The following is a 23,020-nucleotide window of genomic DNA, read 5'->3' as shown; positions in this document are numbered from 1 at the left end:
TGATGGGACGAGTAAGGCGACCCCAAAAATCGAAAATAACAAGGGTCAATCGCTTTCAGTGAATCTTTTTTGCAACTTCCGGCATTCGCGATTGAACGCGATGTCGATGGGGCATGCACAAAGCTAATCACAAAAGGGGAAAGTTCATGCGGAACCACGCAATTATTGCAGTATTGATCGGGACAAGTCTGACTTTGAGCGCGACGTACGCTCATTCGCAAAAACTCACGGTTGGCACGTTTACCGATATCAAGCCCTTTGACTTCATAGAAAAGGGTAAAAATGTGGGGTTCGACCAGGATCTCTGGGGCGAGATCGCAAAGGAAATCGGCCATGATTACGAAATGGCGGCAATGGATTTCGGCGCGCTAATTCCAGCATTGCAGACAGCTAACATCGATGTTGCAATATCGAGCATCTTTATTACCCCACAGCGCCAAGCCGCAGTGGACTTCTCAGATCCCTATTATCTCAGCGCAAATGGAATATTGGTTGCTAAAGAGAATGACACAATCAAATCTGCTGGAGACACAGATGGCAAACGCCTTGCTTCCCTGACTGGTAGCGCAGCTGCAGATTGGATAAAAAAGAACGCGCCCAATGCCAGTGTTGTACTCTTTCCCACAATCGCGAACGCATATCTAGAGTTGCGAAGTGGAAGAGTAGACGCAGTTTTATATGACTATCCATCTTTAGCCTATTACGCAAAGAATGAAGCAGGGGGAACGGTCCGGCTATTGGAACAGCCCATCGGGGATCAGGTTTCACTTGGAATCGCTTTTCCTAAGGGCAGCAAGCTTGTAGGCCCGGTTAACGAGGCACTGAAAAGCATGCGAAGCGATGGAAGGTACGATGCGATAGCCAAGAAATGGTTCGGATCATCGCCAAATAGCGCAACTGATTGATCGGTTTTCTGGGCGCTCTTACTGTCGCTTTATACATTCAGGATGGCAACCTGGCACCTTGCAACACTTCCAAATCCTGCAAACCTTGGTTGCCCATCCCAGTTTCGGGACAGCAGTATGATTTTTGAATGGTCCGCAATTATACAAGCTTTACCCGAACTGTTGAAAGGTGCGGGAAACACCATCTGGATTGCCGTGGTCGCCCTGAGTGCCGGGATCGTTTCCGGAACAATCATGGGTCTGATCAGGACATACGGCCCCAGATACATTTCCATGTTTGCCCAAGCCTATATTGGAGCAATTCGAGGGACGCCTCTGGTGGTGCAAATTATGTTCATATACTTTGCGCTGCCAATGCTTGCAGGTGTAAGAATGAGCGCAACGTCTGCGGGCATAATAGGATTGATTATCAACTCATCCGCCTATTTCGCCGAGATTGTGCGAGGTGGACTTTTATCCGTTCCAAAGGGTTTGAAAGAGGCAGGCTTTGCGGTTGGGCTACCGTTTCGTCTAGTTCTGATTCTCATCATTCTTCCGATTGCATTTCGTAGAATGGTGCCTGCCTTAGGCAATCAGTTTATAATAGGATTGAAGGATACGTCGCTTCTCATTGTCATCGGGGTGGCAGAACTTACCAGAACGGGTCAGGAAATCATGACGGAGAACTACAGGGCAGTAGAAATATGGTTTGCTGTCGCTGTCATTTATCTGCTTATGATCAGCGCAATGGCGATGGGCTTCCGATGGTTAGAGAAGCGGGCCCAAATCTCATAGTGTCAAAAGAGTCGTCGACAAGGAAGGCGTTGAACTGGACAAGCCATTCACCTGGTGAACAGAGACCTCTTTATTCAGGCGCAACAATGACGTCGCTGTCGTCATCTCCGGTAGCCGGGAAAGATGATATCCACAGGACGACCGCTTGGGTATCGGTCGTTGATGTGAGCGAGTGTTCCATTGTGCTGTCAAAATAGCAACTATCACCGGTGTTTAGAACCGTGGGCGAGTAGTGTTCGGTCGCCAAATTCACCGAGCCACTCATGACGTAGACGAATTCTTCTCCAGGGTGACGTGACGATTTCAAGCGGTCACCATCAATATTTGGATCAATCTTTGCAATTACAGGAAAAAACTTCTTTTGTGCGATGTCCGAAGACAGGATTTCGTAGCGATAATGCTTTGAGCGAATATGGATGCCTTCACCTTTACGCACCACGCTTCGACGCCCAACGCCGATCAGGCTCGCGGAGTCATTAAACAGCGCCTCGATATGCACATTCAGTCCGTGTGCCAAGCGCAACATATTGTCATATGTAGGTGACATCCGTGCGTTCTCAACTTTTGATATGGTTGAGGCCGCGAGGCCAGCGCGAGTCGCCAAATCTCTCACGGTCCACCCCCTCTGTTGTCGTAAAGCTCGGATACGCTCACCGAATTCGCGCATCCGTTTATGTAGCTCAGTATCGTCTGGGGAAATGTCGACGTCGTTTGGTTCAATCATTAAGTGCTTTGCCCTTGGAGACCACTTTTACAGCTCCGAATATGTTTCGCTAAGACTTTGTATTACCGCGATATTATAAAGCCGATAGCCAGAGCGTTGCTCGTAACATACCGCATTCATCAGTTGGACGTCATAGCTGATATTTCCAATTGACTCCACTTCCGAAGCGGTGTTCATTATCGGAAACAAAAAAGCAAATAGGAAACAATGCATCCATTCGCTAGATGCAGGTCGACCTGTTTGATCCGAAATTCAATGGAGAACAGGGGAAACCGTGGAGCACCGAATGAACTTCGCAGAGCTAAAAGCTCTGTTGGCGACTGTCTTTTTATCAAACGGTTGTTCGGAATATACAGCAGAAATCCTGGCGCATAATTGCGCGTGTGCTGAACGAGATGGAAGTACCAGTCACGGAACGTTTCGCATGCCTGGTTACGTGAGTTCCTTGAACGGCGGGTGGGTTGACGGCCGAGCTCAGCCAGTGATCGAAGATTGCGGAGGAGCGCTGATCCGGGTTGATGCACAAAATGGCTTCGCAGTGGTTGCTCACGCAGATGTCCAGCCGTTGGCAGTGGAACGTGCCAAGGAGTTAGGCGTAGCAATTATCGCAATCAGAAACTCCCATCATTTGGGTGCTCTCTATCTGGACGTTGAACCATATGCTGAGCAGGGGCTACTTGCCTTGTCGGTGGTGAATTCTATGGCGGTCGTCACTCATCCGGGTGGAAGACAACCCGTTTACGGAACAAATCCGATAGCTTTTGCAACTCCTCGTAGTGAGGAGCCTCCCTTTTTATTTGATATGGCTACCTCGTCTATGGCGCATGGAGATCTCAGTGTCCTTGCTCGTGACGGTAGATCGGCCCCTCCAGGCGCAGGCGTAGATCAATTCGGCAAAATGTCTACCGATCCGTCAGCGATCCTGAACGGTGGCGCACTTCTACCGTTCGGAGGACATAAAGGAGCGGCTCTATCAATAATGTGCGAGATTCTATGTGCAGCTCTTACGGGTGGACAGTTTTCCTCTGAATGTGATCTGGCAAAGCAACCAGGGGCTCACACACCTCGTACTGGGCAAACGGTAATAGTCGTTGATCCTCGTTACGGAGCTGGAAACCTACCGCCAACTGCACAGCGGGTGCAGCAACTCATCGAAACTATTCGAAACAGTGGTGTTGAACGTTTGCCGGGAGAACGCCGCTTTGCGTTTCGTACCGAGGCGGCAGACGTGGGGATTCCAATTAGCGTGACGCTGAAGCAGAGCTTGATCGCAATGATCTCACCGGATCAAGCAACCATGAATGCATAAATTATGTGAACGCTTCCATTCGACAGCGGCGCTAGTGAATTAATCAGGCTGATTTATGAGCTTTGTAAACAACTCTATTCAAAAGGGGAAATTTAATGGACGCGCAAGCGCAAACGCAGCCTTCGTCGACACAACGAAGGAAAGCATTGATTGCAAGCCTTATCGGTAGCTCAATTGAATGGTTCGATTATTTTTTGTACGGTACGGCAGCAGCCCTGGTTTTCAATAAGTTATACTTTCCTGCAGAGGATCCAACCGTTGCTTTACTATTGTCTTACCTTTCATTCTCGTTGACATTTTTTATCCGGCCGTTCGGTGGCATCATATTTTCTCACGTTGGTGACCGGATTGGTCGCAAAAAGACGCTCGTCATTACGTTGTCATTGATGGGTATTGCTACGATCGGGATTGGTTTATTGCCTACCTATGATCACATCGGCATTTGGGCTCCGATACTGCTCATTCTGCTCCGGCTGGTTCAAGGGCTCGGCATTGGCGGGGAGTGGGGCGGTGCGCTCTTGTTGGCGGTGGAGTACGCACCGAAGAATAAGAAAGGCTTTTATGGTAGTATTCCACAGACAGGGGTGACGATTGGAATGTTATTGGCGACCCTTTGCGTCACGGCAATTCTCTTGCTACTTCCGGAAGAAAGCTTTCTCTCCTGGGGTTGGAGAATTCCTTTTCTGCTAAGTGCTACGCTTGTGTTCCTGGGGTTGTGGATCCGATCTGGAATCGACGAAACACCAGAATTCAAGAAAGTTAAGGCCGCTGGTGCCATCGTTAAATTTCCGCTCGCAGTGACTCTCAAGACGCAATGGCGGGAAGTCCTGATCGCCGCTGGGCTCAAGATTGTGGATACAGCACCGTTTTATATCTTCACCACCTTCGTTGTAAGCTATGCCGTCAGCAATCTAGGTTACTCACGGGAGAGCATTCTCACTGCAGTTATGATTGGCGCGGCGGTGTCCTCGGTGATGATACCAACGATGGGGTGGCTGTCGGACCATATCGGTCGGAAAACTGTCTTCTCCACCGGGGCCTTCCTGGTTGGAGCATTCATATTCCCCTATTTCTATATGGTGAACAGCCAAAGTATCGCCTTATTAACGCTTGCTACCGTGCTGATGTTTGGTATCTTTTGGTCACCCATCACGGCGGTACTGGGGCCATTAACATCGGAAATTTTCAGCCCGCAGGTACGCTATACCGGTGTTACACTTGGATATCAGGTCGGAGCAGCGTTGGCAGGTGGGACGGCACCTCTGATAGCAACATGGCTGCTGTCTTACTATGGAACCTGGCACGCGGTTGCGGTCTACGTTCTGATTACGGTCGCACTGTCGTTGATCGCGGCATTCGCGATACGAAAGCGAAAGCTCATTTCATAAGTGGATTCGTCAGGCGTTGAAGCATCTCGGATGCTTCAACGCCTCGGTCCTGTGTCGATGAACGATCCATATTCTGGTTGGTGAGGAGCTCTTGATATGCGTTGGAACAGAACTTTTACAGTCGTAGGTTGTCATGCAGAAGGAGAAGTAGGGAACGTTGTTGTCGGGGGCATAGTCGATGTTCCGGGCGAGACAATGTTTGAGAAAAAAGAGTACTTGGAAGAAAATATGGATGAAATTCGCGGGCTGCTCCTGTTCGAGCCGCGCGGTGCCCCGTATGTGAATGCCAACATCATTCTACCTGCTTGTGATAAGACAGCTGACTTGGGCTATGTGATAGTCGAGAGTACTGAGTATCCGCCAATGTCAGGTTCGAACACGATGTGTGTCGCCACGGTCGCGCTGGAGACCGGTATTGTTCGAATGCAGGAACCCGAAACACGTTTGAGAATGGAAGCGCCAGCAGGGATTATCGAAACCAAGTGCACTTGTAAGGATGGAAAGGTTACACGAGTAGAGTTTACGAATGTTCCGGCTTTTGCACTTCATCTAGATACACCTGTCGAAGTGGAGGGCCTTGGAACAGTGCTGGTTGATACTTCTTATGGCGGTATGACTTTCGCTCACGTGAACGCAAAGGCTCTGGGTTTTGAAATACGCCCGGATGAAGCACGAGATATGTCTTTGTTGGGTAAGCGGATCAAAGCCGCTGTCAACGAGCAACTCGAAGTCGTGCATCCCGAGAACGAGAAAATCCGGAATGTTTCAAATGTTATTTTCGAGGGACCTGTCGAACGGCGCGATGGCATTTATGTAAGCAAGAATGGCACAGTTTGTTTGCATGGAAGACTGGACCGATCTCCTACGGGAACTGGAACAACATCCCGATTGGCGGTTATGTCTGCGAAGGGGCAGATTAAGCAAGATGAGCTGTTCAGAAATCATTCTATCACCGGTACGCATTTTGATAGTCGTATCGTCGCGTCCAGCAAGGTCGGATCATATCCGGGTGTGATCGTCACCATTGCGGGGCAGGCCTGGATTACCAGTGTTGGCCAGTATGGTGTAGATCCAACGGATCCTTATCCCCGGGGGCATCAGGTCTCTGATGTCTGGCTCTGAGAACAAACACGTTGAGTTATGAATAAAGATTATCCGGCGGCCATAGATGCCGTCGGACGTCTGTTCTTCCCAAACTGCGCAACTTTGTCGGTGATTTTGAAAGCAAAAAGATGCCTACGAGTCAAGACCGCTTCAATTCAAACAATTTGGCTCGCTCCAGAACCCGCCTCGCTCGCTCCACCAACGGTCGATCTATCATCTCGCCATCAATCTGTTTGGCACCGCCGCTCTGCTCAAGTGAAAGCACGTGTTTGGACCAACGAATAGCGCTATCGCTTGGCTTGAATGATTTGAAAATGGTGTCGATCTGACTTGGATGAATGGCGAGTTTGCCACCGAAACCAAGTTTCACAGCATATTCGCATTCATCCACGCATGCCTCCCTGTCCTTGATGGAAGTACAAACACCATCCAATGGCGGCAAGAGGCGCGCCGCGCGCGAACGCCATACGATTTCACTGCGAGCAGATGCCAAAGCCATGCGATCATGTTCACAGCCGACGTCAAGAGCGAAGTCAACTGATCCAAATGCTGCTAATACGACACCATTCGTCTGCAGGATTTCGGAAAGGTTTAAAAGACCCACTGCAGTTTCTATCAGGGCAATCACGGGCTTATCTATGCCGATCTTTCCAACGAGTTGACGGATCGTCTCGGGACGTTCGGCTTTAGGCAACATGATCGTTGCCCCATGCAGTCCAGATACTGCGCTAACATCGGCATCGTGCCACGGAGTATCGGCTGCGTTAATTCGAATGATTACGGGCGATTGAAAATCTGCTACCTTTGCTACGATAGCATGGCGAGCCTCATCTTTATCCTTAGGAGCTACTGCGTCTTCCAGATCCAGAATGACTGAATCTGCGCCACTCGTATCAGCTTTTTCAAACCGATCAGATCTCGAGCCTGGTACGAACAGCGGCGCTATCGGCGGGGCGAATTTCACCATGCGGCACTCGCTCTCATTGTTATCGTACCTTCGCAAGTCGCAGCTTCAAGATCAATCTTGTCGCCAGATTGCGCCACGATCCGAAACAATAATGAAGACACTCCTGCTGCAGGATTAATGCCTCGAAAAGTGAAACTTTGCGGAGATCGGCCAAAGAATCTGGCAGCGATATTCAGAAGAAGCGTCGCTTGTAGAGGACCATGGATTACAAGACCCGGGTAATGTTCGACATCCCTGGCATAAGGATAATCGTAATGAATGCGATGACCGTTAAATGTTAGAGCTGAATATCGAAAGAGCATTAGCGGGCTGATATCGATCTCGATTTGATAAATCGGATTCAAAGCGTGGTTTTCAGTAGGCGCTGATGAGGAACGCTCGAGATTCATATCGTCGCGATATACCAGTATCTGTTTTTCCCGGATGGCCTCGCCGCTGAGCGAGGATATTATGTGTCCTAAAGTGACGAAGCACAGCCTTCCCGTCCGACCTTGCTTTTCTTCAATGTTTTCGATCGCTGAACGTTTCTGGACTGTTTGGTTAAGACAAAGTGGTTTGAGAAAAGCCAGCTCTCCTGCGGCCCACATGCGACGGGGTAACGGAACTGGTGGGAGAAAATCGCCTTTTGCAGGGTGACCATCACGACCAAGTGAATCCAAATCGGCAATTACGGGGGCGAGGCACCAATGAAAACCAAGAGGAATTGTGTCGCTATCGGCATCAAACAGATAAGGTTTTAGTGTACTTCTGAAACTTGCGACCAGACGCTCGGTTGGTAAGTCCACAGCAATGGTGTTCTTGCCAATCCAGTTCTCGAACTCCGCCATTTTCATATCCTTTATGCGGGGAGAGCTCCGGAGAACTCAGTTCTTATTTGCGCAGTATCACGATCCAGCGCTGGTACTTGACGAGGTCCATCTTTATGAACCCGGTAACCCGGAGGGCGGGGGAGAGAGATAATTTTGCCACTTGGCAACAGCACTTCAATTCGTCGCAGTGCTTGATGTTTTGGCAGGTCAGCCACATTCGTTACGCGACCCCATGCGATCTGCGCTGCATTTAATTTCGAGATTGCTTCCTCAAGGGAAAGGCAAGCGAATGCGGGCTCCAACTCTGAATCGAGAAGTTCTCGGTTGGCTACCCGAAGCGAATTGGTTTTGAATCGTTCATCATCAACCAGATCGGGCCGTTCGACCACTTTGGTGCAGAGCCGATACCATTCACTATTTTGCTGAATCGAAATCACCACCGCTTTGCCGTCTGAGCAATTAAACGGGCGGTACGGATAGATAGAAGCATGAGCGAGGCCGTATCGCTTCGTTTCCCGATCGGCATATTCGTAATGCAACAATGGCACAGACATCCAATCTGCCATGCCATCGAACATCGAGATTTCTATCACTTGTCCTCGTCCTGTACGACCACGCTGGAGAAGGGCCTCCAATATAGCCGCGTGGGCGTTCATACCGGTAGCGATATCTGCCACGGATACGCCGACTTTACTGGCCGTCTCAGGTGAACCGGTGACAGAGCATAGCCCGCTCTCCGCTTGGACCAGCATATCGTAGGCGCGCATTTCGGCCGCAGGCGTATCTTGGCCATATCCTACAATGTTCACGGCGATCAGCGTCGGATAGCGCTCAGTTAGTTCGGTTTTCGACAAGCCCAGTCGGTCGATGGCACCCGGAGCGAGGTTTTGAACAAAGACGTCTGCGTGTTCCAACATGCGATGCAGAAGTGCTAAATCATCGGCATTTTTCAGGTCTAAAGTTGCACTCTCCTTGCCACGATTCAACCAGACGAAATAAGCCGAAACCCCTTCAACTGTAGTATCATAATGTCTCGCTGTTTCCCCTTCGACACGCTCGATTTTTATGACTCTTGCGCCAGCGTCGGCGAGTTTGAGAGTGCAAAGAGGAGCGGCCACGGCTTGTTCAATTGAAACAACGAGGACTCCGTCAAGTGGCAGATTGGTATCAGACATTTCTCTGTACCCCCGATCTCGCCAGAACTCCGGGTTTCAAACGCTCGTTCGCTCCGTAATCTTCGGCAGAATGGAAGAACAAGCGAGGTGTTGTCTCGATCTCGGTGAGCCGCTTTCTAAAAGCTTCCAGATATGCGGTTCTGCCGTCATCGCCTACACGTCCGGGCATGTAGGCAATAAACGGCGGAAGGACATCAAAACCGCTGTATCTGAAAAGGCCGTTGTGTATCGGCCAGAGCACCGTAAGGATATCGCCGTCTATGCCATCAGGCGCATATGTGTCTGCGGAGGTTCCAGTCGTGGCAGCCACCATGGCGAGCTTGCCCTTGAACATACCAGTATCGTATTTCCGGCCTGCTATATAGGCGAAGCCACGAGCAAAGACCCTGTCTGCCCACCCCTTAAGGATCGCTGGCATTCCAAACCACCACACCGGGAACTGGAAAATGATAAAATCTGCTGCCCTGACTTTTTCGATTTCAGCTTGGATGTCCGGTGCCAGCTTGCCATTTTCGTAGGCGGAGGTCTGTTCTTTAGGCAGACTGAAGAAATCGTTGTTGGTAAGATCGCCGACAATATCGCCCTTGCCCGCCACGGGATTAAAGTCAATCGCGTACAGATCGCTTACTGTGACAGTGTGCCCTTCTGCTTCAAGCGTAGCAACGGCTATGTCCTTCATTGCACCGTTGAAAGATTTGGTCTCAGGATGGGCGTAAACGATTAATACGTTCAAGGGAAACTACTCCTAATAAGAACGAGGCATGCCCAAAACATGCTCGGACAAGTATGAGAGGATAAGGTTGGTCGAGATTGGTGCGACCTGGTAGAGGCGAGTCTCGCGAAATTTGCGTTCGACATCGTATTCTTCAGCGAATCCGAAACCGCCATGAGTTTGAATGCAGGCATTTGCGGCCTCAAATGACGCATCGGCGGCGAGCATTTTTGCCATATTTGCCTCAGCACCCGGATTCTGGCCCGCTTCATACAGAGCAAGAGCAGCATGCACCATAAGTTCAGCGGCTCTTGTGTTTGCATAAGCTTTCGCTATTGGGAACTGGATACCCTGGTTTTGACCGATCGGACGTCCAAATATCGAACGCTCTTTGGCATAATTTACTGATTTCTCGGTAAACCATTTTGCATCGCCAATACATTCGGCTGCTATCAGAATTCGCTCCGCGTTCATTCCGGAAAGAATATAGCGAAAGCCTTTGCCTTCCTCGCCAATCAAGTTCGATACAGGTACGCGAAGATTGTCGAAGAAAACTTCAGTCGTGGCATGGTTCATCATCGTTCGAATAGGACGGATTGTCAGACCATTATTCTTCGCTTGCGCCATATCGACGATCAGAACAGAAAGGCCGTCAGTTTTTTTCATCCCCTTAATCAGAGGCGATGTTCGCGCCAGCAACAACATGAGATCTGAGTATTCTGCGCGACTCGTCCATATTTTCTGACCGTTGATGACAAAATCATCCCCATCCCGACGAGCCGTGGTTTTAAGTGCGCCAGTGTCCGTTCCGCTGGTTGGCTCGGTTACGCCGAACGCTTGCAAGCGGAGCTCACCAGTCGCGATTTTCGGCAGATAGCGTGCTTTTTGCTCTTCCGATCCGTGCCTCAGAAGCGTGCCCATCGTATACATCTGGGCGTGACATGCGCCGCCATTGCACCCTGTCCGTTGTATTTCTTCCAGCACGGCTGCCGCCGCAGAAAGTGGCAAGCCAGATCCGCCATACTCTTCGGGAATAAGAATCGAAAGCCATCCTGCCTCGGTCAGCGCATTCACAAATTCGGTAGGGTAAGCCATATCGCGATCGATTTTACGCCAATACTCGCCCGGAAACCGTTGGCAAAGCCTCGCAACGGCCTCGCGAATGTCAGCGTAATTATCGACTGCGACGTGCATGCCCATGATCTCCTCATCATTACGAGACAACAGCTACATCTCGCCACCCATATCGACAAGGAAATAGAAGTGAGAACAGATATGCCCTGTTGCTATAGCTTACGCATTGAGAGAACGATTAGATGTCCTTCAGCATGCGACCTGACCAAACACCTTCTTCTACCAGCTTTTCGACAGTGGACGCGATTACCTGGCCGCTGAAACGAGCGAGTCGGGAGGCAGGGCGGTCCGTCGGATATGAAATAATCAGGCGGCGCACCGGTATAGGGTCTACAATTGGTACTGCACACAGTTGTCCAGCATTTAGCTCCTCTCTGATCGGAGCTAAAGGAAGTACAGTCACACCGTGATTATTCTGGACAAGTGATTTCAATGTTGAATAACTGTCAGCCTCAATCTTAACGTTGAGGGCAATACCCGTGTCTTGTGCGTATTTTTCAAGAAGTGACCGCAAGCCATGCCCGATACTGGGTAAAAGTAGTCGTTCCCCATCCAACTCGCTAAAAGCAATGTGGTGACGCCTTTTTTGATCAAAGCCTGCGGGCCCGATGAGGAACAGCGATTCTTCCAAAAGCGGGTGGATCCGAAGCGACCTTGCATTCTTCGGATCATACAGGATCGCGGCATCGATATCGCCTCTATGGAGCCAGTCGAGCAAGTAACCGGAGTAGGCGCTGACTATGCGTAATGTCGCGTCCGGATGGGTATCTTGAAAGGCTGACACTAATGGTTCCGATAGAATATCAGAAGCGGTGGGAGGCATCCCGATTGAAACATGTCCCCTTAGCGGCGCATTTTCGTCTTGGGCGACCGCGCGGATCTCTTCCATCTCAGCCATAATTCGCTGAGCGTGACGTAGAACGTCATGACCTTTCTCGGTTGCAATCATCCCACGGCCATGACGATCAAATAGCCGTGCTCCTAATTCCTGTTCCAGGAGTCTAATTTGTCTGCTCAGGGCTGGTTGCGCAATACGCAGCCGATCGGCGGCTTTGGAGAGGCTTCCGAGCTCAGCTACATGAATCAATGTTCGAAGTTGCGATATATCCATACCTATACAATATCGCTATAACTGTTCGTGCAAAAGGGTCGATGTAGAAACATTTTTGATAAGGCATAAAGCGGTTATCAATAACTCTTCAGGGGAGGCGAGCCTTGAGCGCCGCTGATGTGATATCCGCCCAGACGAAACGCCCGACACGCGATCTATCCGTGGATTGGCCGCTGGAACTTTATGATGCTCTTAAGTCTGCTGATGTAGGGCAGGTGTCCTACGTACCCGATGCCGGACATTCGACGCTTATAAGGTTATTCGGTGAAGACAACGAAGTCGTCACCAACGTACTGACGACCGAAGAAGAAGGGATTGCACTTTCCGTAGGGGCTTGGCTCGGCGGAATGCGGAGCGTGATCTTGATGCAGTCTTCGGGCGTCGGAAATTGCATCAACATGCTTTCCCTACCTGTACAGGGACGTTTTCCACTTCTCATGCTTGTGACAATGCGAGGTGAATGGGCAGAGTTTAATCCATGGCAAGTGCCAATGGGCCAGGCTACGCAGGCCTCCCTGGAAGCCATAGGGGTCACGGTTCTACGGGCGGAAACCGGGCAGGATCTGATCGAAGTTGTGGAGCAGGCCGCCACAATGGCATTCGAGGCGGATCAACAGATCGCTGTGCTGATTGGTCAGCGTCTTCTGGGAAAAAAGAAGTGGTAATTGATATGTCTCTTCCAACTTTTGACCGTCGCGCGGCTGTAAACAAACTCCTTGAAAATCGAAATGGAGTTCTTGTCGTCACCGGTCTTGGATCGCCCAGTTACGATGTCCATGCTGCGGGGGATCGCGATGATAATTATTATCTATGGGGTGCAATGGGTGGGGCAGCGCTTGTCGGCCTTGGTCTTGCTCAAGCTCAGCCTGATAAACGAGTGATGGTGATTACAGGCGATGGCGAACAGCTGATGGCGTTTGGCGCATTAGCGACTATTGCTGTGGCTAGGCCCAGGAATCTTGACGTGATTGTCCTAGATAATCAACACTTTGGTGAAACAGGGATGCAAACCAGCCACACAGGACGCGGCATTCAACTCGATAAAGTTGCCAATGCATGCGGGTTTGTGGAAACCGCTGAGTTGAGAAGTCTGGAAGAGGTGGATCAGTTGAGCCTTCGTTTAAGAAGCCAGCCAATTGGTCCGAGATTGTTCGTGTTGAAAATCACTGCGGAGAATTTGCCACGGTCGCTTCCTCCACGTGATGCAACGTTTATCAAGAACAGATTCAGGGCGCACCTAGGTTTGGCGACCTGTTAGGGAGGCTCTTTTGATTTCATTTCAGAACACGGTTGCTGGTAAATTGTTGCCATCGGGGACAACATTTGAAACCTATGATCCATTTACAGGCAAACCGTGGGCGTTAATTCCCAGAAACAACGCAGCTGAGGTTGATCAAGCCGTTGCAGCCGCAAAACAGGCCTTCAAATCGAAAGAATGGTCAGGGTTGTCGAATTCCGCGCGCGGCAAACTCCTGATCCGCGTTGCTGATCTGATAGCGGACAATGCGGAGCGTCTAGCCGCGATTGAAACAAGAGATAACGGCAAGCTCATTTCGGAAATGACCGCACAGTTGCGTTACATACCGGAATGGTATCGTTATTTTGGCGGACTTGCAGACAAAATTGAAGGTTCTGTTCTTCCTATCGACAAGCCCGGGATGTTCACCTTCACGAAACGTGAGCCTATCGGTGTGATCGCAGCTATCGTTCCGTGGAATTCGCCACTCATGTTGCTGACGTGGAAGCTTGCACCTCTGCTGGCTGCCGGAAACACTGTTGTCATCAAGCCTTCCGAGTATACGTCCGCTTCAACACTAGAGCTGGTGAAATTGTTCACAGCAGCTGGTTTCCCTGCGGGTGTCGTAAATACCGTTACGGGTATGCCATTGGAAGTTGGCGTTCCGCTTGTATCCCATCCGGACGTTGCCAAGATCGCATTCACCGGTGGTGAACCTGGTGGTATCGCGGTTTACAAAGCGGCTGCCGAGGGGCTCAAAACCGTAACGCTTGAACTAGGTGGCAAGTCAGCAAATCTTGTATTCCCAGACGCCAACATCAAGAGCGCCGTAAACGGGGCCATTTCGGGAATATTTGCGGCCAGCGGCCAGACCTGCATCGCTGGATCTCGCTTGGTCGTTCATCGGAAAGTTCACGATGAAGTGGTCGAAGGTTTGGTGAAGTTGGCTTCAACTGCTCGGATCGGGAATCCGGCCCTTGCCGAGACGCAAGTCGGGCCGATAACAACCACTGCTCAGCGCACTAAAGTGCTCGATTACATTGATATCGCCCGCGACGAAGGGGCTAAATGCGTTCTGGGTGGTGGAGTACCCGAGGACCCGCGTCTCTCAGATGGTTGGTTTGTAGAACCCAGTATTTTCACTGGAGTTAACAACCAGATGCGCATTGCAAGAGAAGAGGTGTTTGGTCCGATCTTGTCAGTTATTCCTTTCGATGACGACGACGAAGCTTATGCAATCGCCAATGACAGCCCCTACGGATTGGCGGCTGGTCTTTGGACAGCTGACATCGGACGCGCTCTTCGTGGTGCATCCGTACTGGAAGCGGGAACCATATGGGTGAATTCATATCGTGCTGTCAGCTACATGGCTCCGTTTGGAGGATACAAGAGAAGTGGAGTGGGACGTGAAAGCGGTCAGGAGGCGATACAAGCTTATCTTCAGACCAAAACAGTTTGGATTGATACAGTTGGAGAGACCGCTAATCCATTTGTGATTAGATAACGTTGTATGGGCGTACTTCAAAGAATGAAAATAACGGAGCCGCCCAAGGAGGAAAATTGAAACCGGGGAACGACAGCGTAGTTATTGTGGGCGGAGCTATTGTGGGTAGCTCTGTAGCTTATTTTTTGCGGGATCAGGGTTTCGTTGGGGATATCACTGTGGTCGAACGCGACCCAACCTATCAGCGTTGTTCAACCGCGCTTTCTGCGGCTTCAATCAGGACGCAATTTGGTACTCCTGTAAATATCCATATGAGTTTGTATGGCGCAGGATTCTTCCGCTCCATAAAAGAACGTTTCGGACAAGATGCAGACATCGGCTTTACTGAGCGAGGATATCTTATCTTGGGTGATCATGCAGTTGTGGCCGAGCGCCAGGCAGGTATAGCAATGCAGTCATCTGAAGGCGCGAAAGTGGTTGCCCTGTCGCCTGAGGAAGCTAAAGTCAGGTTTCCTTGGTTGAATGTCAGCGACGTTGGTATCGCGACAACAGCATTGCAGGACGAGGGTTGGTTCGACGCATGGTCTCTGATGTCGATCGTTCGGCAAGCGGGGCGGCAAAAAAACGTCAAATACGTTAAAGGTCACGTGAGCTCACTCAAAGTGGATGGATATCGAGTGACCGGTGTAAACTTGTCAGATGGTACGACAATCGCAGCGACTTCCTGCGTCATCGCAGCGGGTGCCACATCAGCACTGGTTGTGAAGGATCTTGGAATAGCACTCCCGATTACACCGAAGAAGCGAACCGTGTTCTGCATCCGGGCACCACTTGCAACCCACAATTTTCCAATGCTCTTTGACAGCTCAGGCGCTTGGATTCGACCAGAAGGGGAGGGCTTTATCTGCGGTATTGCTCCTTCAGAAGCCGAGGATGGCGACGCATATGACGACTTTGAGCCTGCACATGAATTGCTCGAAAATTCCTTGTGGCCATTGTTGGCCCATAGAATTCCGGCGCTAGAACAGCTGAGACTGGAACGATCCTGGGCGGGCCACTACGAAGTGAATTCCCTGGACCACAATGGAATTATCGGACCTCACGATGAGATCAAGAACCTGATCTTCGCAACGGGGTTCTCGGGACATGGTGTGATGCACGCCCCGGCTACGGGACGCGGCGTTGCAGAATTAATCACCCATGGAGAATATCGCAGTCTGGACCTGTCGCCGCTTGGTTATTCCCGAATTAGGGCAGGAACACCGCTCCATGAGACTGTTGTTTATTAGTTTGAATTGAAAGGAACTGGCTATGAAGCTTTTAGACAGGGTTGCTATTGTTACCGGTGCAGCGAAGGGCATTGGCAAAGCTTCCGCTATACGATTGTTGGCGGAAGGAGCCAAAGTTGTGATAGCGGACATAGACGCAAAGAGACTTGAGGAAACTGCAGCTGCCATCGGTACGCCTGAAACTCTTCATTATGTGATCACCGACGTCAGTAAAAAGGATGAGGTTGAAGCGCTGGTGAGCGCTGCCGTCGAACGATTCGGGCGGTTGGACATAATGGTCAACAACGCGGGCATCGCACCTGTTAAAGATTTTCTTTCGATCACCAAGAAAGATTACGATCATGTGCTGAGTATTAACCTGGAAGGCGCTTTCTGGGGGACGCAGGCCGCTGGTCGTCAAATGATCGCCCAAGGCGATGGCGGCGTGATAATCAATATGTCCTCGATCAACTCTGGGCTGGCTAATCCGAATGTTGCCACATATGCAATCAGCAAAGGTGGAATGAATCAGGTGACCGGAACTGCCGCTGTAGCATTCGCTCCACACGGTATTCGAGTCGTTGGAATTGGCCCTGGAACGATCGACACAGAGATGGTCCGTGGTGACTTTGTTTCGAGTGCCACCGATAAGGCAATTCTGGACCGCACTCCTCTCGGACGATATGGAACAGCCGATGAAATTGCGGCCGTTGTTGCATTTTTGGCGAGCGATGATGCTTCATATTTTACTGGGGAGACAATTTATCCCGACGGCGGTCGCCGCGTTTTGAACTACGTTATGCCAGAGAAGAAGAAATAAGATGGGAACGTTTGATAAACTGCACCACATCTGCATCGTCGTGTCAGATATAGATGCTTCGCAAGCATGGTATGAAGCCATTGGCATTGGACCGTGGGAGGATTATCCTCCGCTCGTGGAGTATACGGATCTCAAAGTGCCTGACGAGAAGGGCTTCCATAACCTGATCTATCGGGTGTGCAACTTGCCGAACATTCAGTTCCAACTCTGCCAGCCGGACGATAATCCAAGTCCCCAGCGCAAGTTTCTTGATGAAAAAGGCGAGGGCGTTTTTCACGTCGGGTTTGAAGTAACGGATGCGAACGCCGCTGAAAAGGAAACGACGTCGAACGGATTGTCGATACTGATGCGTGGACGACGGGCCAATGGCACTGGATTTACATATTATGATACTGCCGCTGATGGAGGTGTAAACCTCTTGACGCGTGCCACACCAAAGGCTGGTTAAACTATGCCGACAGCCATCGATCTGAATTCAGACCTGGGTGAGAGTTTCGGTCCCTGGAAAATGGGCGATGATGCAGCCATGCTCGAATTGGTGAGCAGCGCAAATATCGCGTGTGGTGGTCATGCTGGTGATCCAACGACGATGTTTGAGACCGCCTTAATTGCCAAAGCTAAACAGGTGATAATTGGCGCGCATCCAGGATTCGCAGACCGTGAAGGGTTCGGAAGGCGTCTCATCAGATTGACCACTTCAGAAGTAGAGCAACTGATTGCAACGCAAATCGGCGCTTTGATGGGGGCGGCGGCATTGGCAGGGGTTCCAGTTCGCTATGTAAAGCCCCACGGTGCGCTGGGAAACTGGGCGGCCGATGATCGATCGGTTGCCATCGCAATTACACGGGCAACGAAAGCTGTATCGAGAGAGTTGTCAGTCCTCGCAATATCTGGAACCGAGCTTGAATTTGCTTCGAAAGATGCAGGGCTGCAAACCTTCAGCGAGATTTTTGCGGATCGCGGATATTTGGAGAACGGACGGTTAGTACCGCGCTCTCAGGAAGGCGCGATGATCCACGACCCAGAGGCGGCGGCAAATCGTATTCTGGATTTTTTGGCTGAGGGAAAAATGCCCACAATTGAGGGTGGAAAAATTGACCTGGTAGCTCATTCCATCTGTGTTCATGGTGATAGTCCGAGTGCTTTGACTATGGCGAAGCACATCCGTTGCAAACTCGCCGCCGCAAACATCCGAACTCAATCGTTCTTGGCTTAATAGGTGGAAATACAGCAATGGCTAAGGGTTATCTGATTGCTCAAGTTACTGTTACAGATCCAGAGGCGTATGCTGAATACAGCAAAGCTGCGGGCGATTTGTTAAAGCGATGCGGAGCGCGGCTCATTATCAATCCAGACACGTTAACTGTCGTGGAAGGATCGCCCAAAAACCGAACCGTTATTTTCGAGTTCGATAGCTTTTCACAAGCAAAATCGTTTTGGGATAGTACAGAGTACGCAAAGGCAAAGGCTTTTCGTACAGGAGCAGCGGAGGCAGATTTCATGTTGGTCGAAGGCTTGGACTGAAGTGTTCTTTCACCAATCACGGCCCCGAATTTTCCCTCATTTCTCGCCAGCAGGAAGCCATTCTCTGTTGGTCGAATTCGGTGATGTAATCTGCAACGAAACGCATGAGCATGTCGTTTCTCTCGATAAAGCCTTAAGTACTGCGTCTATTTTCGGTTTTTTCGAAGCGGTGCCAGCTTATACAAGCCTACTGGTGAGATTCGATCCGCTTTTAACCGACCACGATATAATCGAGAACGACGTTAGAAAGCTCATTCAATCTTCATCCCCCTCGATCCGCCCGAGAGAAAAGCGTGTCGTCGAAGTTTGTTACGATGCCGAATTCGCACCTGATCTTTCTGCGGTAGCAATGAAGACGGGTTTTTCTCGCGACGAGGTGATTGCTGCACACAGTTCGGCGGAATATGGCGTTTTCATGTATGGGTTCGCTCCGGGCTATGCATATCTGGCTGGAGTGCCCGAACAAATAAGACTTCCGCGAAAACAATCCGCCGTACGCGATATCCCAGCCGGAAGTGTTTTGATTGCAGGGCCCCAGTGCCTTGTTACCACAATGACTATGCCGACGGGTTGGTGGATAATTGGCCGCTCACCTACGAGAATTCTCGACAAGGATGGCGATAGACCGTTTCTGTTTGACGTTGGCGACGATGTCGTTTTCCGACGAATTAGTCGCGCAGATTTCGAAAAGAAGAGCAATCATTGACCTCTGTAAAGATCGCCGTGAAAGCCTCTGGGCCTCTTATATCCATACAGGATGCTGGTCGTTCGGGATTTATGCGCTTCGGAGTTCCGAGTTCGGGCCCAATGGACAGACTATCTGCGGCTGCGGCAAATGCAGCGCTAGGAAACGAACAGAACAACCCTGTCATAGAAATCTCGACTGGTGGACTGGAACTGGAGTGTGTTACGGGCGAATTGACCTTTGCAATCGCTGGCGGTGATTTCATCGTCGAGCATGCAGGCGAACGAAAGAGGTCGTGGATCGTCAGTACTCTTCGTCAAGGTGAAACCTTGGCGATAAAGCCCGGCTTTTGGGGGAACTGGACTTACCTCGCTTTCGCCGGGTTTATGGAAGCGGAGCCATGGCTGCAGAGCCACGCAACCCATGCATCATCCGGATTTGGAGGCGGGAAAATTGTGACGGGTAAGGCATTGATGATCGCGAACCCAGAAGTTCGTAAGTCGCGTGAAGGTTCCATATTTTTCCCTATATCGGCTCGACCATCAAATATTTTCCAAGTCATACTTGGGCCGCAAGATCGTTTTTTCTCGGATGCAACCATTCGGATGTTTTTCGAGAGCAGTTTCGAGGTCACCCCAGCGTACGACCGGATGGGGATGAGGCTTAGAGGTCCCTTTATTAAGCCAATTGGTGAGTTAGATATCCCTTCAGAACCGATCGTTCGGGGCTCTATACAGATAGCTGGTGACGGCATCCCCACCGTGTTGCTTGCGGATCATCAAACCACAGGCGGATATCCGAAATTGGCGACGATGGTCGATGCCGACACTGATAGGATTGCACAACTTCGGCCAAAGACAAAAATCGTGTTTAAGTTGGTGACGACGGAAGAAGCGAATGCTCATGCGAGGCGAACAGCCAATGGTATTCAGCACTATCTGGGCCTGATTGCTAATGCGGAACGCTCGAATTCAGATACGTGTGTGAGATCACGCGATTGACCTGCTCGCTACCGTGCATTGAAACGTTGATGGTGAACCGAAGAGATGATGTCTCAATGTTTCGTATCTGACGCAGCAACGTTGGAAATGCCTTGGTCCATTCAATTTGAGGCCAATGATTTCAGTTCTGACGATTGCTTCGTCTCTCATCGGCATCTTTCCGGCCAGTTCAGTTATTCGGTGAACGGCGTTCTCGAACTTGATGTCGAAGGCTATACATTACTGGCTCCTCCCCAATTCGGTATTTGGATTCCTTCAGAACGAATTCACTCCTCGCGTTCGCTAGCGGTGGGACGATGCGCTTCGATTCATGTCGCCGCCGAACTTTGCGAGGGCATGCCGTTGGAGGCTTGCACGCTCAGAATACCAACTATTGTAAAGGCAATCTCTGACGACCTGATCAGGCGGAACATTTCAGTTCCGTCTAACGAAAGGGATCAACGATTAATGAACGTATTGATTGACCAATTGCAGTCAGAGGGGGCTTTGCAAAGTTACCTGCCAACAACAAGTGATCCGCTGCTTGCCCCTATGATCAGACGATTGCAAAAAGATCCAGGAAATTGTGATACTTTGGCTGCATGGGCCGAACGGCTCAATACAGTCGAGCGCGTGTTAGCACACCGCTTTCGTGCCATTGTCGGAATTGGTTTTAATGAGTGGAGGCAGAGACTACGTTTTCTCAACGCATTAATGCTTCTACGCAAGGGTTTTTCAATTCAGGAAATATCTTCGCAACTTGGGTACAATACTCCCTCGTCGTTCATTTCCATGTTTCGTCGGCACGCAAACATGAGTCCCGATCAATATAGGCGAAATACGCAAGTAAATAGATTATAAGAACGTGCTGTTTCGTTTTTAAATTTAGTCGTTCCCTTCGTTTTGATATTCGCCGCACGAGTGACATCTACCTTCGTTGTTATCGTTGTGGTCGCCAATCACGTTTCCCTTGCAGCTGTCGTGACCGCATGGAAGCCGCTTAATGGTGAATGTTTTGCAACACATCGCGCATCGTAACCGTTCGTTATTATCGGATGATATAAATGCCGTCTTTGAGGAATCGTCGTAGTTTTCAAACCACTTCGTCTTAGCGGCATCAACGCAATCAAAACAAAAATAACGGCGCTTCGATTTTGCGTCTCCAAATACTATTTTGAATTCTGACTTTGTGAAAAGTTCGATGTTGAATTTTTGTTCTTCCATCACAACCTCATGAACGGAAAACACCCTTCCATCAGCAAAGAATGCAATCCGTTCCTGAGAAGCAAAAGTAACTCTATCTTTCAACCAGCTCCGCTGGGGCCATAACTCTGCATATATTGCTATCATTGATCGTAGTAGTTCGAAAGGATCAAGGCTCCTGTCACTGAGACCCAAGTGAACAAACCTGTTTCGAAACGCGCGAATGTCGGAATATGTCTGAACAAATCGGGCTGTAAGCTTACGTGGGCAGAAATTATTTACAGCTGCGGGGAGGTCGACTGCGTCGATGGTGCGAAAATCTGAAAATGCCAAATCGCGCGTTAGTGCACTGCTAAGTTTCAAATCGTTTCCTATCAGTAGCAGATAAGGACTGACTTCACAGACCATTGCCTTCAAGGCGAGCTCATTCGAATGCTGCACCAAGGAGAATATTGATTGCATTTCCGCTTGGGAAGCTTGGAGGTACTCCATCCATTCGTCATCCCACCCTGCAGAATCCAGGGGTCCGAACCCTTCGAACTCACGGCAGAAATCCGACCAGATTTCAATTAGCGACGACCACGCCGAAAAATAAAGTCTGAGTGAGACGTCATTTAACTTCGCAGGAGTGGGCACATTAATTATCATAAAACGCTCGATAAATTGCGAAGTAGTTGCCAAAAAGTGAGTATCTGCATCCGCGATGTATATGTCATAAGATACATATTGCTCCGTCGCAAAAAGTTGGTGGTCAGTTTAACAGGACCTTGGATGTACTGAGATATCTCAAGGATTGAATAGAAAATGCGGATGCGTCTGTTCTAAACGCATGCGATCGGATCAACTGAATTCAAGCGATAAAGCACGTACCAGGTTGCCGCCACGCCAATCCAAGCCACCGCTGCAATGGAAAACAAAACGATCTTGTGCATGAATACCCGACCATTCAACTTGTCAAAAAGCGAGATGAACTGTTCAGCGATAAGCGCGTATTGCGCTTTAAGTTTTTCTTTCTGTCGCGTGAGATCGCTGTTGATGCTGGTAAGGGTCATAATCTGGTTGAAAATGGCAAGTGTTAAAAACGCAGCGAAAAGAGTTGCTCCGATTGCGATCATTGTATTGGTCCAGAATTCATTTCCGCACGTCGTAATTTTTTTCAACTGAACTGCGACAATGACGGTTGCCAATGGAACGCCAAGTATCTGGTTTTGTATATCGTGAAACGTTTTGTGAATTTTATTGGCGTATTCGCTGATTGCCTCTTCTGTTTTACTTTTAATTTTCTCATAAGAGAATTCCGAGGCAAAGAGATTATAGCCCTCTTGCGCGTCATTCAGAATTCTCCTTATATTCTTAACAATGTAACGGAAACGATCCGCCTCCGGGATGTCTTTACAAAATTCGAATAAAACGGAGGACAAAATAGTTGATTTTTGATCCTTATGAATTTTTTCAAGTACGAAGCGTTCGAGCTCGTCCACATCAAAAGTATTTAGCGTCACTAAATCTTTCGAAGAGTAATTGATCGGCAGCTTCAGCTTATTTTTTCCGAAGAATACAGCCTCAGCTTCGGAGTAATCCACAAAAGCGGCTACATTTGAAAGTGACTTCACAAGTCTTAGAGCCTGAATCATAATGAATGTAATGATATCAGGCTCTTGCGATACGCCGTGTGAGGAAGCGGATATTTGCGATGTATATCCACGCTTCGGAAGAAGCGATAGTTTTCTCGAAGTCTTTGGCCAGT

25 protein-coding genes and 1 pseudogene are annotated in these 23,020 nt (G+C 49.7%); 16 read left to right on the top strand and 10 right to left on the bottom strand.

Annotation, left to right across the window (positions count from 1 at the left end):
• Window positions 1-146 precede the first annotated feature (146 nt).
• Together OPR82_RS17680 and OPR82_RS17675 are read left to right on the top strand one after the other, a co-directional pair.
• On the top strand, window positions 147-905 hold the full coding sequence (locus tag OPR82_RS17680) for a transporter substrate-binding domain-containing protein (RefSeq protein ID WP_113533336.1): 759 nt from the start codon (window positions 147-149) through the stop codon (window positions 903-905).
• Window positions 906-1,022: 117 nt separating this feature from the next.
• The gene (locus OPR82_RS17675; RefSeq protein ID WP_113533337.1) at window positions 1,023-1,679 is read left to right on the top strand and encodes an ABC transporter permease subunit; all 657 of its coding nucleotides are present in this window, start codon (window positions 1,023-1,025) and stop codon (window positions 1,677-1,679) included.
• Between the two features lie 70 nt (window positions 1,680-1,749).
• Here the strand turns inward: OPR82_RS17675 and OPR82_RS17670 are convergent, their stop codons facing one another.
• Window positions 1,750-2,403 carry a helix-turn-helix domain-containing protein gene (locus tag OPR82_RS17670; protein ID WP_113533338.1) on the bottom strand — a complete coding sequence of 218 codons (654 nt, stop codon included), beginning with the start codon at window positions 2,401-2,403 and terminating at the stop codon, window positions 1,750-1,752.
• A gap of 286 nt (window positions 2,404-2,689) precedes the next feature.
• Here OPR82_RS17670 and OPR82_RS17665 point away from each other — a divergent pair, with 286 nt between their 5' ends.
• The 3 genes from OPR82_RS17665 to OPR82_RS17655 all read left to right on the top strand — a co-directional run bounded on the left by OPR82_RS17665 (window position 2,690) and on the right by OPR82_RS17655 (window position 6,222).
• A complete protein-coding gene (locus OPR82_RS17665; protein ID WP_265986232.1) occupies window positions 2,690-3,712 on the top strand; it encodes an Ldh family oxidoreductase in 1,023 nt (340 codons plus the stop codon).
• Between the two features lie 95 nt (window positions 3,713-3,807).
• Entirely contained in the window at window positions 3,808-5,100 is a 1,293-nt protein-coding gene (locus tag OPR82_RS17660) for an MFS transporter (RefSeq protein WP_113533340.1), read from the top strand.
• A 96-nt stretch (window positions 5,101-5,196) separates the two neighbouring features.
• Window positions 5,197-6,222, top strand: coding sequence for a proline racemase family protein (locus OPR82_RS17655; RefSeq protein WP_113533341.1), 1,026 nt, complete (start codon window positions 5,197-5,199; stop codon window positions 6,220-6,222).
• 121 nt (window positions 6,223-6,343) lie between these two features.
• On the opposite strand, the gene OPR82_RS17650 is transcribed toward OPR82_RS17655, so the two are convergent.
• The 6 genes from OPR82_RS17650 to OPR82_RS17625 form a co-directional block, all read right to left on the bottom strand.
• Window positions 6,344-7,171 carry an HpcH/HpaI aldolase/citrate lyase family protein gene (locus OPR82_RS17650; RefSeq protein WP_113533342.1) on the bottom strand — a complete coding sequence of 276 codons (828 nt, stop codon included), beginning with the start codon at window positions 7,169-7,171 and terminating at the stop codon, window positions 6,344-6,346.
• Window positions 7,165-7,998: an FAS1-like dehydratase domain-containing protein gene (locus OPR82_RS17645; RefSeq protein ID WP_265986231.1), complete on the bottom strand. Its 834-nt coding sequence runs from the start codon at window positions 7,996-7,998 to the stop codon at window positions 7,165-7,167. Before OPR82_RS17645 ends, OPR82_RS17650 begins: the two co-directional genes overlap by 7 nt.
• A gap of 11 nt (window positions 7,999-8,009) precedes the next feature.
• Window positions 8,010-9,155, bottom strand: a complete 1,146-nt coding sequence (locus OPR82_RS17640; RefSeq protein ID WP_113533344.1) for a CaiB/BaiF CoA transferase family protein — start codon at window positions 9,153-9,155, stop codon at window positions 8,010-8,012.
• Window positions 9,148-9,888: an NAD(P)H-dependent oxidoreductase gene (locus OPR82_RS17635; RefSeq protein ID WP_113533345.1), complete on the bottom strand. Its 741-nt coding sequence runs from the start codon at window positions 9,886-9,888 to the stop codon at window positions 9,148-9,150. Before OPR82_RS17635 ends, OPR82_RS17640 begins: the two co-directional genes overlap by 8 nt.
• A 12-nt stretch (window positions 9,889-9,900) precedes the next feature.
• Window positions 9,901-11,061, bottom strand: coding sequence for an acyl-CoA dehydrogenase family protein (locus tag OPR82_RS17630; protein ID WP_265986312.1), 1,161 nt, complete (start codon window positions 11,059-11,061; stop codon window positions 9,901-9,903).
• A gap of 118 nt (window positions 11,062-11,179) precedes the next feature.
• The gene (locus OPR82_RS17625) at window positions 11,180-12,112 is read right to left on the bottom strand and encodes a LysR family transcriptional regulator (protein WP_113533346.1); all 933 of its coding nucleotides are present in this window, start codon (window positions 12,110-12,112) and stop codon (window positions 11,180-11,182) included.
• Window positions 12,113-12,234: 122 nt separating this feature from the next.
• On the opposite strand from OPR82_RS17625, the gene OPR82_RS17615 reads away from it, so the two are divergent.
• The 11 genes from OPR82_RS17615 to OPR82_RS17565 all read left to right on the top strand — a co-directional run bounded on the left by OPR82_RS17615 (window position 12,235) and on the right by OPR82_RS17565 (window position 20,931).
• Window positions 12,235-12,777, top strand: a complete 543-nt coding sequence (locus OPR82_RS17615) for a phosphonopyruvate decarboxylase (RefSeq protein ID WP_113533494.1) — start codon at window positions 12,235-12,237, stop codon at window positions 12,775-12,777.
• Window positions 12,778-12,782: 5 nt separating this feature from the next.
• A complete protein-coding gene (locus OPR82_RS17610) occupies window positions 12,783-13,370 on the top strand; it encodes a thiamine pyrophosphate-dependent enzyme (protein ID WP_113533495.1) in 588 nt (195 codons plus the stop codon).
• A 10-nt stretch (window positions 13,371-13,380) separates the two neighbouring features.
• The gene (locus tag OPR82_RS17605; protein ID WP_265986229.1) at window positions 13,381-14,853 is read left to right on the top strand and encodes an aldehyde dehydrogenase; all 1,473 of its coding nucleotides are present in this window, start codon (window positions 13,381-13,383) and stop codon (window positions 14,851-14,853) included.
• A 56-nt stretch (window positions 14,854-14,909) separates the two neighbouring features.
• On the top strand, window positions 14,910-16,082 hold the full coding sequence (locus OPR82_RS17600; RefSeq protein ID WP_113533496.1) for an NAD(P)/FAD-dependent oxidoreductase: 1,173 nt from the start codon (window positions 14,910-14,912) through the stop codon (window positions 16,080-16,082).
• 22 nt (window positions 16,083-16,104) lie between these two features.
• Window positions 16,105-16,881: an SDR family NAD(P)-dependent oxidoreductase gene (locus OPR82_RS17595; RefSeq protein WP_113533348.1), complete on the top strand. Its 777-nt coding sequence runs from the start codon at window positions 16,105-16,107 to the stop codon at window positions 16,879-16,881.
• 1 nt (window position 16,882) lies between these two features.
• On the top strand, window positions 16,883-17,329 hold the full coding sequence (locus OPR82_RS17590; RefSeq protein WP_113533349.1) for a VOC family protein: 447 nt from the start codon (window positions 16,883-16,885) through the stop codon (window positions 17,327-17,329).
• A gap of 3 nt (window positions 17,330-17,332) precedes the next feature.
• Window positions 17,333-18,097 carry a LamB/YcsF family protein gene (locus OPR82_RS17585; protein ID WP_113533350.1) on the top strand — a complete coding sequence of 255 codons (765 nt, stop codon included), beginning with the start codon at window positions 17,333-17,335 and terminating at the stop codon, window positions 18,095-18,097.
• 17 nt (window positions 18,098-18,114) lie between these two features.
• Window positions 18,115-18,405 carry a DUF1330 domain-containing protein gene (locus tag OPR82_RS17580; protein ID WP_113533351.1) on the top strand — a complete coding sequence of 97 codons (291 nt, stop codon included), beginning with the start codon at window positions 18,115-18,117 and terminating at the stop codon, window positions 18,403-18,405.
• 28 nt (window positions 18,406-18,433) lie between these two features.
• Window positions 18,434-19,111, top strand: a complete 678-nt coding sequence (locus OPR82_RS17575; RefSeq protein WP_113533497.1) for a 5-oxoprolinase subunit B family protein — start codon at window positions 18,434-18,436, stop codon at window positions 19,109-19,111.
• Complete coding sequence (locus OPR82_RS17570) at window positions 19,108-20,091, top strand: 5-oxoprolinase subunit C family protein (protein ID WP_265986228.1); 984 nt, start codon at window positions 19,108-19,110, stop codon at window positions 20,089-20,091. The genes OPR82_RS17575 and OPR82_RS17570 overlap by 4 nt, the downstream gene beginning before the upstream one ends.
• A gap of 87 nt (window positions 20,092-20,178) precedes the next feature.
• Window positions 20,179-20,931 (top strand): helix-turn-helix transcriptional regulator, encoded by a 753-nt coding sequence (locus OPR82_RS17565; protein WP_162762590.1) that lies wholly within the window; start codon window positions 20,179-20,181, stop codon window positions 20,929-20,931.
• A 24-nt stretch (window positions 20,932-20,955) separates the two neighbouring features.
• Here the strand turns inward: OPR82_RS17565 and OPR82_RS17560 are convergent, their stop codons facing one another.
• The 3 genes and pseudogenes from OPR82_RS17560 to OPR82_RS17550 all read right to left on the bottom strand — a co-directional run.
• Window positions 20,956-21,954, bottom strand: a complete 999-nt coding sequence (locus tag OPR82_RS17560) for a hypothetical protein (RefSeq protein ID WP_265986227.1) — start codon at window positions 21,952-21,954, stop codon at window positions 20,956-20,958.
• A gap of 140 nt (window positions 21,955-22,094) precedes the next feature.
• On the bottom strand, window positions 22,095-22,886 hold the full coding sequence (locus tag OPR82_RS17555) for a hypothetical protein (protein WP_265986226.1): 792 nt from the start codon (window positions 22,884-22,886) through the stop codon (window positions 22,095-22,097).
• A gap of 37 nt (window positions 22,887-22,923) precedes the next feature.
• Window positions 22,924-23,020, bottom strand: a pseudogene (locus tag OPR82_RS17550) (IS5/IS1182 family transposase); the annotation flags it as partial.

The sequence above is a fragment of the Ochrobactrum chromiisoli genome, from assembly GCF_026241335.1.
Taxonomy (GTDB): domain Bacteria; phylum Pseudomonadota; class Alphaproteobacteria; order Rhizobiales; family Rhizobiaceae; genus Brucella; species Brucella chromiisoli.
Note: the sequence above shows the minus strand (reverse complement) of the source record. Positions and strands in the feature narration are given on the sequence as shown.

Coding starts and splice junctions, on each gene's coding strand:
- OPR82_RS17580 (WP_113533351.1), top strand. CDS start 18,115: ATGGCTAAGGGTTATCTGATTGCTCAAGTTACTGTTACAGATCCAGAG.
- OPR82_RS17610 (WP_113533495.1), top strand. CDS start 12,783: ATGTCTCTTCCAACTTTTGACCGTCGCGCGGCTGTAAACAAACTCCTT.
- OPR82_RS17595 (WP_113533348.1), top strand. CDS start 16,105: ATGAAGCTTTTAGACAGGGTTGCTATTGTTACCGGTGCAGCGAAGGGC.
- OPR82_RS17590 (WP_113533349.1), top strand. CDS start 16,883: ATGGGAACGTTTGATAAACTGCACCACATCTGCATCGTCGTGTCAGAT.
- OPR82_RS17630 (WP_265986312.1), bottom strand. CDS start 11,061: ATGCACGTCGCAGTCGATAATTACGCTGACATTCGCGAGGCCGTTGCG.
- OPR82_RS17660 (WP_113533340.1), top strand. CDS start 3,808: ATGGACGCGCAAGCGCAAACGCAGCCTTCGTCGACACAACGAAGGAAA.
- OPR82_RS17645 (WP_265986231.1), bottom strand. CDS start 7,998: ATGGCGGAGTTCGAGAACTGGATTGGCAAGAACACCATTGCTGTGGAC.
- OPR82_RS17665 (WP_265986232.1), top strand. CDS start 2,690: ATGAACTTCGCAGAGCTAAAAGCTCTGTTGGCGACTGTCTTTTTATCA.
- OPR82_RS17680 (WP_113533336.1), top strand. CDS start 147: ATGCGGAACCACGCAATTATTGCAGTATTGATCGGGACAAGTCTGACT.
- OPR82_RS17565 (WP_162762590.1), top strand. CDS start 20,179: ATGCCTTGGTCCATTCAATTTGAGGCCAATGATTTCAGTTCTGACGAT.
- OPR82_RS17650 (WP_113533342.1), bottom strand. CDS start 7,171: ATGGTGAAATTCGCCCCGCCGATAGCGCCGCTGTTCGTACCAGGCTCG.
- OPR82_RS17655 (WP_113533341.1), top strand. CDS start 5,197: ATGCGTTGGAACAGAACTTTTACAGTCGTAGGTTGTCATGCAGAAGGA.
- OPR82_RS17625 (WP_113533346.1), bottom strand. CDS start 12,112: ATGGATATATCGCAACTTCGAACATTGATTCATGTAGCTGAGCTCGGA.
- OPR82_RS17585 (WP_113533350.1), top strand. CDS start 17,333: ATGCCGACAGCCATCGATCTGAATTCAGACCTGGGTGAGAGTTTCGGT.
- OPR82_RS17640 (WP_113533344.1), bottom strand. CDS start 9,155: ATGTCTGATACCAATCTGCCACTTGACGGAGTCCTCGTTGTTTCAATT.
- OPR82_RS17670 (WP_113533338.1), bottom strand. CDS start 2,403: ATGATTGAACCAAACGACGTCGACATTTCCCCAGACGATACTGAGCTA.
- OPR82_RS17675 (WP_113533337.1), top strand. CDS start 1,023: ATGATTTTTGAATGGTCCGCAATTATACAAGCTTTACCCGAACTGTTG.